Raw genomic sequence first — 11,045 nt, 5'->3', positions numbered from 1 at the left:
CCCGGGGACGGCCGGCCGCTGCTCGCCGCCCCCGCCGCGCTGACCGCCGTCCCCGCCGCCACCACCGCCGGCGGCAAGCGGATCCTGCTGCAACGCCGGTGGCACGACACCCTGGTGGTGGACTCCACCCCGGTGCTCACCGCCACCGAGCGCAGCGCCTGGACCCAGCACCGGCTGCGCACCGAGCGCTACCCGGCCGCCCGCCGCGCGCCGCTGCGCGAGGCGGTGCTGTACGACGTGTTCGGCGGCCGCGGCTACGCCGACTCCCCGCGCGCGGTGCACGCCGAACTCGCCCGCCGGGACGGCCGGTTGGAGCACCTGTGGGTGGTCGACGACGCCCAGGCCGCGCTGCCGCCCGGAGTCGTCCCGGTGCGGAGCTGGAGCCCGGAGTGGTACCGCGCGCTGGCCACCTGCCGGTACCTGGTCGGCAACACCCACTTCCCGGACTTCCTGGAGCGCCGCCCCGGCCAGGTCGTCGTGCAGACCTGGCACGGCTCCCTGCTGAAGCGGATCGCCCACGACGTCGAGAGCCCCTGGCTGGCCGACCGCGGCTACCTGCGGGCGCTCGACCGGGAGACCCCGCAGTGGAGCCTGCTGCTCTCCCCCAGCCCGTTCGCCACCCCGATCCTCCGGCGCGCCTTCCGCTACGGCGGCGAGCTGCTGGAGTCCGGCTACCCGCGCAACGACGTGCTCGCCCGCCCGGACCCGCGGGCCGCCGCGGCCGTCCGCCGCCGGCTCGGCGTCCCCGAGGGCCGGCGGATCGTGCTGTACGCGCCGACCTGGCGCGAGGACCAGCAGCGCGGTGACGGCGACGGGTTCCGGCTCGACCTGCGGCTGGACCTCGGCCACGCGCGGCGCCTGCTCGGCGCGGACCACGTGCTGCTGGTCCGTCCGCACGCGCACGTCCGCGAGCCGCTGCCGGGCGCCGGAGACGGCTTCCTGTACGACTGCGGGGACTACCCCGACCCGCAGGAACTGCTGCTGGTCGCGGACGTGCTGGTGACCGACTACTCGTCGATCATGTTCGACTTCGCCATCACCGGCCGCCCGATGTACTTCTTCACCTACGACCTGGAGCACTACCGCGACACCCTGCGCGGCTTCTCCTTCGACTTCGAGTCGAACGCCCCCGGCCCGCTGGTGCCCACGTCGGCCGAACTCCTCGGCGCGCTGCGCGAACTGGCCGACGGCGACGGCGGACCGCCGCCCGGCTACGCCGAGCGCTACCGGCGCTTCCGGGCCGAGCACTGCGCGCTGGACGACGGCGGCGCGGCCCGCCGGGTGGTCGACCGGATGCTCGAACTCGGCGGCCGGGGAGGGCTAGGACACACCCTCGGACACGCCCCGGAGCACACCCCGGTTCACCCGAACGGGTAGCTCCGCCAGGGCCGCCAGACCTCGTCCGCGTCGAAGCGGGAGAGGCCGAAGCCCGGCACCGGGAAGTCCGCCCGGAAGCCGCGCGCCTGCTCGTACGCCTGATCCAGCACGTCCTCCGGCAGACCGTGGGCGACCGTCACGTGCGGGTGGTACGGGAACGCCAGCTCGCGGGCCAGCGGGCCGGAGCGGATGTCCGCCTCCAGCAGCCGGCACTCCTGCGCGCCCTCCTCGACCCGGACGTACACCACCGGGGAGACCGGGCGGAAGGTCCCGCTGCCGCGCAGCAGCATCCGGAACGGCCGGTGCGCGGCCGCCACCGCCGCCAGGTGCTCCTCGATCTTCGGCAGCTCCCCCGCGGGCACCTCGGTCGGCGGCAGCAGGGTGACGTGCGTGGGTATCGACCGGGCCAGCGGGTCGCCGTGCCCGGCCCGGGCGTCCTGGATCGCCGTGCCGTACGGGTCCGGGACGCTCACGGACACGCCGATGGTGACGACCTCGGGGAGGTCGTCACCACCGGGCAGGCGTGTGAGGGGATTCACCGCTTGGCGGCCGGGAGGAAGCCGATCCGGTCGTACACCGTCTCCAGCGTCACCGACGCCACCTCGCGGGCCTTCTCGGCGCCGATCGCCAGCACCCGGTCCAGCTCGGCCGGGTCGTCCAGGAACAGCCGGGTGCGCTCCTGGAAGGGGGTGACCCACTCGGTGAACAGCTCGGCCAGCTCGGTCTTCAGGGCGCCGTACATCTTGCCCTCGAAGTGCGCGACCAGCTGCTCGACCGACTGGCCGCTGAGCGCGGAGTGGACGCGCAGCAGGTTGGAGACGCCCGGCTTCCCCTCCTCGTCGTAGGACACGACGGTGCCGGTGTCGGTGACGGCGCTCTTGAACTTCTTGGCGCTGGCCTTCGGGTCGTCCAGCAGGCTCACCAGGCCCTTGGGCGAGGAGGCCGACTTGCTCATCTTGACGGCCGGGTCCTGGAGGTCCTGGATCTTCGCCGTCTCCTTGAGGATGTACGGCTTCGGCACCGTGAGGGTCCGGCCGTAGCGGGTGTTGAAGCGCTCGGCGATGTCGCGGGTGATCTCCACGTGCTGGCGCTGGTCCTCGCCGACCGGGACGGCGTCGGCCTGGTAGAGCAGGATGTCCGCGATCTGGAGGATCGGGTAGGTGAACAGGCCGACCGTGGTGCCCTCGGCGCCGTACCGGGAGGACTTGTCCTTGAACTGGGTCATCCGCGAGGCCTCGCCGAAGCCGGTGAGGCAGTTCATCACCCAGGCGAGCTGCGCGTGCTCGGGCACGTGCGACTGGACGAACAGCGTGCAGTGGTCCGGGTCCAGGCCCGCGCCGAGCAGCTGGGCGGCGGAGACCCGGGTGTTCTCGCGCAGCGTCGCCGGGTCCTGGGGCACCGTGATCGCGTGCAGGTCGACGACCATGTAGAAGGCGTCGTTGTCCTTCTGCAGGTCGACCCACTGGCGCACCGCGCCCAGGTAGTTGCCGAGGTGGAACGAGCCGGAAGTGGGCTGGATGCCGGAGAGCACCCGGGGACGGTCCTTGACCGGACCAGTGACCGCTGCGTTGACCATGCGGGCCATTCTTCCAGTTCCACCGACCGCTCAGGAAACCTCCGCCCCCGCGGGCTCGGCCAGTGTGACCGCACTCACCCCCACCCGGGCGATCCGCCGGCCCTCGACCTTGGCCACCGTCAGCAGCACCCCGCCGCCCCCCTCGACGGGCACCCGCACCTGGTCGCCGTCCCGGGGCAGCCGGCCGAGCGCGGCGACCAGGCAGCCGGCCACCGTCTCGTACGGGCCCTCGGGCAGGGTGACGCCGGTCTCCTCGGCGAAGTCGCCGAGGTTGAGCAGACCGTCCAGCTCCATGCCGCCGCCGGCCAGCCGCCGGGTGGGGGCGGCCGCCGGGCTGTCGTACTCGTCCCGGATCTCGCCGATCACCTCCTCGACCAGGTCCTCCAGGGTGACGATCCCGGCGGTGCCGCCGTACTCGTCCACCACGATGGCCAGGTGGTGGCCCTCCCGGCGCATCTCGCCCATCGCCTCCAGCACCCGCTTGGTGCCGGGCAGCAGCTTCACCGGGCGGGCCAGGTCACGGACCTTGACGGCCTGCTCGCCGCGCGCGCCGTACAGGTCGCGGACGTGGACGAAGCCGACCACCGCGTCGGCGCTGCCCTCGACCACCGGGTAGCGCGAGTGCGGCGAGGTGTCGGCCTGGTGCCGGACGGCGGCCAGCGGGCGCTCGGCGTCCAGGAAGGTCACCTCGGTGCGCGGGACCATCACCTCGCGCAGCTGGCGCTCCCCGGCGGAGAACACGTCGGCGATCAACGCCCGTTCGTCGCTTCCGAGTTCGGTATTGGCGGCGACCAGGCCGCGCAGCTCCTCGGAGCTCATCGAGCCGCGGCCCGCGGTCGGGTCGCCGCCGAGCAGCCGGACCATCAGGTTGGTGGAGTGGCCGAGCAGCCAGATCACCGGCCGCAGCACCACCGACATCACGTCCACCACCGGGGCGGCGACGACCGCGATCGACTCGGCGCGCTGCAGGCCGATCCGCTTGGGGGTCAGCTCGCCCAGCACCAGCGAGGCGTAGCTGATCACCAGGGTGAGGCCGACCAGGGCCACCGCGGCGGCCACGCCCTCGGACAGCCCGGCCCGGACGAACAGCGGGGCGACCTTGCCGGCCAGGGTGTCCGCGCCGAAGGCGGCGGACAGGAAGCCCATGCAGGTCACCCCGACCTGGACGGCGGCCAGGAAGCGGTTGGGGTCGGCGGCCAGGTGCGCGGCCCGGGCGGCGCGGCGGGTGCCGTGCGCCTCCAGCGTCCGGATCTGGCCCTCGCGCAGCGAGATTAGCGAGATCTCGGCGACGTTGAACAACCCGCCCAGCAGGATGAAGACGAGGACGAGCGCGGCGTCCCCGAGTGTTTCGTTCACAGCGGGCCAGTGTAGGACGGCCGGTACCGGCCGGGGCCGGACACGACGGCGGAGCACCGACTCGGACACCGCCGCGGAACCCGGTCCCGCACGACGGCGGAGCCCGGTCCGGACACGGCGGCGGGCCGCCGGTGGAGCCGTGCGGAGCGGGCTCAGATGAGGCCCAGCTCCTGGACCGCGTCGCGCTCCTCGGTCAGCTCCTTGACCGAGGCGTCGATGCGGGCGCGCGAGAAGTCGGAGATCTCCAGGCCCTGGACGATCTCGAACTTGCCGTCCTTGGTGGTGACCGGGAAGGAGGAGATCAGGCCCTCCGGAACGCCGTAGGAGCCGTCGGAGACGACACCCATGGAGGTCCAGTCGCCCTCGGCGGTGCCGTTGACCCAGGTGTGCACGTGGTCGATGGCGGCGTTGGCGGCCGAGGCGGCCGAGGAGGCGCCACGGGCCTCGATGATGGCGGCGCCGCGCTTGGCGACGGTCGGGATGAAGTCGTTCTCCAGCCAGGCCAGGTCGCTGCCGACGGCCTCGAAGGCCGGCTTGCCGGCGATCTCGGCCTGGAAGACGTCCGGGTACTGGGTCGCGGAGTGGTTGCCCCAGATGGTGACGCGCTTGATGTCCGAGACCAGGGCGCCGGTCTTGGCGGACAGCTGGCCGACGGCGCGGTTGTGGTCCAGGCGGGTCATCGCGGTGAAGCGCTCGGCCGGGACGTCCGGGGCGTTGCGCTGGGCGATCAGGGCGTTGGTGTTGGCCGGGTTGCCGACGACCAGGACCTTGATGTCGTCCGCGGCGTGGTCGTTGATGGCCTTGCCCTGCGGGCCGAAGATGCCGCCGTTGGCCTGCAGCAGGTCGCCGCGCTCCATGCCCGCGGTGCGCGGACGGGCGCCGACCAGCAGCGCGACGTTGGCGCCGTCGAAGGCCTCGTTCGGGTTGTCCGTGATGGTGATGTCGCGCAGCAGCGGGAAGGCGCAGTCGACGAGCTCCATGGCGGTGCCCTCGGCGGCCTTGAGGCCCTGCGGGATCTCCAGGAGGCGCAGGTTCACCGGCACGTCGGCGCCGAGCAGGTGGCCCGAGGCGATGCGGAAGAGCAGCGCGTAGCCGATCTGGCCGGCCGCGCCGGTGATGGTGACGTTGACGGGGGTGCGGGTCATTTCTACCTTCTCCAGCAAATCGCCAGGCGCCCCAGGCACACCGGCACTGGAGCCAGGATGATCTCTCTCGACGTCGAGAGACCGGCGTCAGGTTATCGCAAAGGGAAGCGTACGCCTGGTGTCCCGGCGTGGCTGATGCGTCACAGAAGAAAGGCGGCCCCCGCCCGGGCCCTGGATTTCCATGGCGTCGGGCGGGGGCCGTCACAGGCCGCGGATCAGTGCCGGGGCCGGCCCATCAGCTGGCCGATGTTGTCGAGCAACGGGATCTGCACCCACGGGTTCGGCTGCGCCACCAGGGTCAGCAGCACGATCGAGAGGCCCAGGAAGCTCAGCACGATCACATCGGTGAAGCGGCTGCGCACCGCCAGCATCCCGACCTCGGGCAGCACCAGCCGCAGCACCGCGCCGAGCAGCACGCCGCCGCCGAGGATCAGCAGCCCGTACTTGAAACCGTCCTTGAAGTCGGCGAACCAGGTGACCGCGAGGCCGGCGCCGACGACCAGCAGGACGAGCGTGATCGGCCACTGCCGGACCGGCAGGGCGTGATCGCGTCCGAGGGCCGCGGCCGAGCCCTCGGGCGGCAGGGTGCCGGTGGTCTTGACCGGCCTGCGGCGGGACCGGGCCGATCGCGGTTCAGTCATGCTCGCCGTCCCTGGGGTGTCAGATGCCGGCGCGGCGCTCGGCCGCCTCGACGATGTTGTTGAGCAGCATCGCGCGGGTCATCGGGCCCACGCCGCCGGGGTTCGGGGAGATCCAGCCGGCCACCTCGGCCACCCCCGGGTGCACGTCGCCGACGATCTTGCCCTCGCTGCGGCTGACGCCCACGTCCAGCACCGCCGCGCCCGGCTTGACGTCCTCCGGCTTGACCAGGTGCGGCACGCCGGCGGCGGCCACGATGATGTCGGCCTTGCGCAGGTGGGCGCCGAGGTCCCGGGTGCCGGTGTGGCACAGGGTGACGGTGGCGTTCTCGCTGCGGCGGGTCAGCAGCAGGCCGATCGAACGGCCGACGGTGATGCCGCGGCCGACCACGACCACCTCGGCGCCGTTGATCTCGACGTCGTGGCGGCGCAGCAGCTCGACGATGCCGAGCGGGGTGCACGGCAGCGGGCCGTCGATGCCCAGGGCGAGCCGGCCGAGCGAGGTCGGGTGCAGGCCGTCGGCGTCCTTGTCCGGGTCCATCAGCTCCAGGACCGGGTTCTGGTCCAGGCCCTTGGGCAGCGGCAGCTGGACGATGTAGCCGGTGCAGGTCGGGTCGGCGTTGAGCTCGCGGACGACGTTCTCCACGTCCTCCTGGGTGGCGGTGGCGGGAAGCTCGCGCTGGATCGAGGCGATGCCGACCTCGGCGCAGTCCTTGTGCTTCCCGTTCACGTACCAGCGGCTGCCCGGGTCGTCGCCGACCAGGACGGTACCGAGGCCGGGCGTGACGCCCTTCGCCTTGAGGGCCGCCACGCGGGCGGCGAGTTCGGACTTGATCGCGGCGGCGGTGGCCTTGCCATCGAGAATCTGGGCAGTCATGACCCCATTCTCCCGGATCGCCGGGGGTCTCCGTACCGAGGGCGTCCGACCGCTCGGGCCGCGGTTCCGGGGTGGCCGGGCCGGGGAACGGGCGCGCGGCCGGGCGGGGGAACAGCCGGGGGAACCGGCGGGTGAACGGACGGGTACGAAGGTCCACCGCACATTGCGGTTGCGCCACAGTCTCGGCGCGGCACGCGGAACCGGCTGGACAGGGCGCCGTCGTCCGGATGACGATAAGCGCATTCCCGCCGCGAACCGGCCCGGTGACGGGCCGACGGACCCGCGGTGGGGCGTACCCGGGGGAAAGAGCCAGTGAGCCGACCAGAGCAGAGCCAGCAGTCCGACCGCGGGGGCACCGTCCCGCCCGCACCGCACCCGTCGGCTGCCTCGCGCCCCTGACGCTCACCACGCTGCCGAGCCGCGGCGCCCGTCACCGCCGCCGGGCTGTCACCCCGCTCGGCTAACGTCCCCTTCGGCCGGTGACCCTTGTCACCGGCCGGCACCGGGCCGTCAGCGTCCCGTCCCCGCGTCCCCGCAACTGCCCGGAGGCATCCATGAGTTACCCGCCCGACCCGAACAACCCGTACGGCCAGCCGCAGGCCGCCCCGGGCTACGGCTACCCGCAGCAGGCCCCGCCGCCGCAGGCCGCCCCTGGCTACGGCTACCCGCAGGCCGCCCCGGCCTACGGCTACGCGCCGATGGCCCCGCCGTCCATGCCGGGCCTGGTGACCACCGCCCGCGTGCTGCTGTTCATAGTCGGCGGCGTGCAGACGCTGCTCGCGATCCTCTACATGGTCATCGGGGCGGTCGCCAAGGACGCCACCAACGCCACCCGGGCCGCGAGCGAGGACAACCCGTTCACCGCGCTGGGCGACGCCGCCGCCGGCGTCCTGATCGTCGTCGCCGTGCTGTTCGGCCTGTTCGCCGCGCTCTCCATCACGCTCGGCGCGAAGTTCGGCAAGGGCGGCAACGCCGTCCGGGTCACCACCATCGTGTACGGCTCGCTCGGCGCCCTGATCGGCCTGCTGATCCTGCTGGGCGCCATCACCGGCGGCACCGCGGTCGGCCTGGTCATGGCCCTGCTCTGGCTGGCGATCAGCATCATCTGGATCACCGCCATGTGCGTCCAGGACGGCGTCAACTGGTTCAACCGGCCGCGGTACTGACCGGCCCGCAGGACCACGCCGGAGCGGCCCGGCTCCCTCCTCGGAGGGGGCCGGGCCGCTCTGTCGTTCCGTCACGCCGTCACGCCGGCGGCGGGATCAGTGGAAGAAGTGCCGCGCGCCGGTGAAGTACATGGTCACGCCGGCCTCGGCGGCCGCCGCGACGACCTCCTCGTCACGGATCGAGCCACCGGGCTGGACGATCGCCTTGACGCCGGCCGCGATCAGGATCGCCGGACCGTCCGCGAACGGGAAGAAGGCGTCCGAGGCCGCGTAGGCGCCCTTGGCGCGCTCGCCGGCCCGCTCGACCGCGAGCTTGCAGGAGTCCACCCGGTTGACCTGGCCCATGCCGACGCCGACCGAGGCACCGTCCTTGGCCAGCAGGATCGCATTGGACTTGACGGCCCGGCAGGCCCGCCAGGCGAAGGCCAGCTCGGCCAGCTCGGCCGCGGTCAGCGCCTCGCCGGTGGCGAGGGTCCAGTTCGCCGGGTCGTCGCCCTCGGCGTGCACCCGGTCGGCGTCCTGGAGCAGCACGCCGCCGGAGACCGGGCGCACCTCCTGGCGGTTGGCCGGGGCCTCGGGGGCGAGCAGCACCCGCAGGTTCTTCTTGCGGGTGAGCACCTCCAGGGCGCCCTCCTCGTAGCCGGGGGCCACGACGACCTCGGTGAAGATCGGGGCGATCTGCTCGGCCAGCGCCACGGTGACCGGGCGGTTGACGGCGATCACGCCGCCGTACGCGGAGACCGGGTCGCACTCGTGGGCCTTGCGGTGCGCCTCGGCGACGTCGGCGCCGGTCGCGATGCCGCACGGGTTGGCGTGCTTGATGATCGCGACGGCCGGCTCGGCGTGGTCGTAGGCGGCGCGGCGGGCGGCGTCGGTGTCGACGTAGTTGTTGTACGACATCTCCTTGCCGTGCAGCTGCCGCGCGCCGGCCAGGCCGCCGGTGCCGTCGCTGTACAGCGCGGCGCCCTGGTGCGGGTTCTCGCCGTAGCGCAGCACGTTCTGGCGCTCCCAGGTGGCGCCGAGGAACTCGGGGAAGCGCTCGTCGCTGGGCGCGTAGCCGGCCTCGAACCAGGAGGCGACGGCCACGTCGTAGGCGGCGGTGTGGGCGAACGCGGCACCGGCCAGGCGCTTGCGGGTGGCCAGGTCGAAGCCGCCCTCCTGGGCGGCCTTCAGCACGTCGCCGTAGCGGGCCGGGTCGACCACCACGGCCACCGAGGGGTGGTTCTTGGCGGCGGCGCGCACCATGCTCGGGCCGCCGATGTCGATCTGCTCGACGCACTCGTCCGGGGTGGCGCCGGAGGCGACGGTGGCCTTGAACGGGTAGAGGTTCACCACGACCAGGTCGAAGGGCTCGACGCCGAGCTCGGCCAGCTGGGCGCGGTGCGACTCCAGTCGCAGGTCGGCCAGCACGCCGGCGTGCACGCGGGGGTGCAGCGTCTTCACGCGCCCGTCCAGGCACTCCGGGAAGCCGGTCAGCTCGGAGACCTCGGTCACCGGGACGCCGGCGGCGGCGATCCGGCCGGCGGTGGAGCCGGTGGAGACGATGGCGACCCCGGCGGCGTGCAGGCCCTGGGCCAGCTCCTCCAGACCGGTCTTGTCGTACACGCTGATCAGCGCGCGACGGATCGGACGAACGTTCTCCGAAACGGGCGTGGTGGAGCTGGCACTCATGCCGGAATCCATACCTTTCGGTCCTCGATGCGGTGACCCTCGCGGGCCAGCCGGCCCACGATGTCGACGAGCAGCTTGCGCTCGACAGTCTTGATGCGCTCGTGCAGCGCTTCGCCGCCATCGGCGTGGTCGGCGTCGACGACCTCGACGACGCCCTGCGCGATGATCGGCCCGGTGTCCACGCCGGAGTCGACCAGGTGGACGGTGCAGCCGGTGACCTTCACCCCGTACGCGAGCGCGTCGGTGACGCCGTGGGCGCCGGGGAAGGCGGGCAGCAGTGCGGGGTGGGTGTTGACGATCCGCCCGGTGAAGGCGGCGATGAACTCGGGGCCGAGGATCTTCATGAAACCGGCCGTGACCACCAGGTCCGGCTGGTACTCGGCGACGGAGGCGGTCAGCGCGCGGTCCCAGGCGGCCCGGTCCGGGTGGTCCTTCACCCGGTGGACGAAGGTCGGCAGGCCCGCCTTCTCCGCCCGCTCCAGACCGGCGATCCCGTCCCGGTCCGCACCGACGGCGAGGATCTCGGCGCCGTACGCCGGATCGGCGGCGGCCTCGATCAGCGCCTGCAGGTTGGTGCCGGAGCCGGAGACCAGCACGACCAGGCGGGCCGGTCCGGGCGTACGGGGCGGGAAGTGCTGGGCGGGGGCGGCGGCCACTGCGCGTTTCTCCGTAGGTCGGGCGCCGTCCGCTGGTACGTCCACCGGCGGTGGGGCCACTACGAACGGCAGGTCGAGCGAGGGGGAACTCCGGGGAAACCCGCCGCGACGCGGGCCCGGGGGAACCTCTGTGGGCTGCTGACCGTCACCACGATAACGGCTGGTCGGACGGCCTCCGCACCCTCCCGGCGGCGCTACGCGCGTAGTTGAGACGGGGATCTCCTCCGGCCCGCCGCACCGGAGTTGCCCCGGCCCGCACCGGCCCGCCGACGGGCAGCGGGCGGCCCGACGGACGGCCGCCGGACCATCCCGCCGGACGGCCGCCGGATCGGCCTGCGGGATCATTGGGGCGCGGAAGACCGCTCCGACCCGAGAACCTCCGAACGAGCCCCGACCGAGAAGGAATGGCTGAACCCATGAGCAGCGGCGACGACACCGGCGAGCGCAACCCCTTCGCGCCGCCGCCGGCGGATACCCCGGACCAGCCGTGGCAGCCGCGCAGCCCCTGGGCCGGCGGGGGCCAGGACGGCCCCGGCGGACCGGCAGGCCCCGGCGGCGAGGACGGCGGACGCCCGCAGCTTCC

Annotated in this window: 10 protein-coding genes; 2 read left to right on the top strand and 8 right to left on the bottom strand. The window is 73.2% G+C overall.

Annotated elements, in window-relative coordinates; translation table 11 throughout:
* On the top strand, positions 1-1,377 hold a 1,377-nt coding region (locus AE652_RS23840; protein WP_199823136.1), incomplete at its 5' end, for a CDP-glycerol glycerophosphotransferase family protein.
* Here AE652_RS23840 and AE652_RS23835 read toward each other — a convergent pair.
* The 6 genes from AE652_RS23835 to AE652_RS23810 all read right to left on the bottom strand — a co-directional run bounded on the left by AE652_RS23835 (position 1,362) and on the right by AE652_RS23810 (position 6,969).
* Positions 1,362-1,916: a 2'-5' RNA ligase family protein gene (locus AE652_RS23835; RefSeq protein WP_234348509.1), complete on the bottom strand. Its 555-nt coding sequence runs from the start codon at positions 1,914-1,916 to the stop codon at positions 1,362-1,364. The two genes, AE652_RS23840 and AE652_RS23835, sit on opposite strands and share 16 nt — an antisense overlap.
* Positions 1,913-2,953, bottom strand: a complete 1,041-nt coding sequence (trpS, locus tag AE652_RS23830) for a tryptophan--tRNA ligase (RefSeq protein ID WP_049654802.1) — start codon at positions 2,951-2,953, stop codon at positions 1,913-1,915. The genes AE652_RS23835 and trpS overlap by 4 nt, the downstream gene beginning before the upstream one ends.
* Before the next feature lie 30 nt (positions 2,954-2,983).
* Positions 2,984-4,309, bottom strand: a complete 1,326-nt coding sequence (locus tag AE652_RS23825; protein ID WP_049654801.1) for a hemolysin family protein — start codon at positions 4,307-4,309, stop codon at positions 2,984-2,986.
* A 152-nt stretch (positions 4,310-4,461) separates the two neighbouring features.
* Positions 4,462-5,454, bottom strand: a complete 993-nt coding sequence (locus tag AE652_RS23820) for a malate dehydrogenase (RefSeq protein ID WP_049654798.1) — start codon at positions 5,452-5,454, stop codon at positions 4,462-4,464.
* 215 nt (positions 5,455-5,669) lie between these two features.
* Entirely contained in the window at positions 5,670-6,095 is a 426-nt protein-coding gene (locus tag AE652_RS23815; RefSeq protein ID WP_049654793.1) for a DUF3017 domain-containing protein, read from the bottom strand.
* 19 nt (positions 6,096-6,114) lie between these two features.
* Positions 6,115-6,969, bottom strand: a complete 855-nt coding sequence (locus AE652_RS23810) for a bifunctional methylenetetrahydrofolate dehydrogenase/methenyltetrahydrofolate cyclohydrolase (protein WP_049654792.1) — start codon at positions 6,967-6,969, stop codon at positions 6,115-6,117.
* Positions 6,970-7,523: 554 nt separating this feature from the next.
* On the opposite strand from AE652_RS23810, the gene AE652_RS23805 reads away from it, so the two are divergent.
* Complete coding sequence (locus tag AE652_RS23805) at positions 7,524-8,135, top strand: hypothetical protein (protein WP_049654791.1); 612 nt, start codon at positions 7,524-7,526, stop codon at positions 8,133-8,135.
* 96 nt (positions 8,136-8,231) lie between these two features.
* Here the strand turns inward: AE652_RS23805 and purH are convergent, their stop codons facing one another.
* Both purH and purN read right to left on the bottom strand, forming a co-directional pair.
* Entirely contained in the window at positions 8,232-9,806 is a 1,575-nt protein-coding gene (gene purH / locus AE652_RS23800) for a bifunctional phosphoribosylaminoimidazolecarboxamide formyltransferase/IMP cyclohydrolase (RefSeq protein ID WP_049654789.1), read from the bottom strand.
* A complete protein-coding gene (gene purN, locus AE652_RS23795; RefSeq protein WP_049654788.1) occupies positions 9,803-10,462 on the bottom strand; it encodes a phosphoribosylglycinamide formyltransferase in 660 nt (219 codons plus the stop codon). The genes purH and purN overlap by 4 nt, the downstream gene beginning before the upstream one ends.
* Positions 10,463-11,045: the final 583 nt, after the last annotated feature.

The organism is Kitasatospora sp. MY 5-36 (assembly GCF_001182915.1).
Lineage (GTDB): Bacteria > Actinomycetota > Actinomycetes > Streptomycetales > Streptomycetaceae > Kitasatospora.
Note: the sequence above shows the minus strand (reverse complement) of the source record. Positions and strands in the feature narration are given on the sequence as shown.

Coding starts and splice junctions, on each gene's coding strand:
- trpS (WP_049654802.1), bottom strand. CDS start 2,953: ATGGTCAACGCAGCGGTCACTGGTCCGGTCAAGGACCGTCCCCGGGTG.
- AE652_RS23820 (WP_049654798.1), bottom strand. CDS start 5,454: ATGACCCGCACCCCCGTCAACGTCACCATCACCGGCGCGGCCGGCCAG.
- AE652_RS23815 (WP_049654793.1), bottom strand. CDS start 6,095: ATGACTGAACCGCGATCGGCCCGGTCCCGCCGCAGGCCGGTCAAGACC.
- AE652_RS23810 (WP_049654792.1), bottom strand. CDS start 6,969: ATGACTGCCCAGATTCTCGATGGCAAGGCCACCGCCGCCGCGATCAAG.
- AE652_RS23805 (WP_049654791.1), top strand. CDS start 7,524: ATGAGTTACCCGCCCGACCCGAACAACCCGTACGGCCAGCCGCAGGCC.
- purH (WP_049654789.1), bottom strand. CDS start 9,806: ATGAGTGCCAGCTCCACCACGCCCGTTTCGGAGAACGTTCGTCCGATC.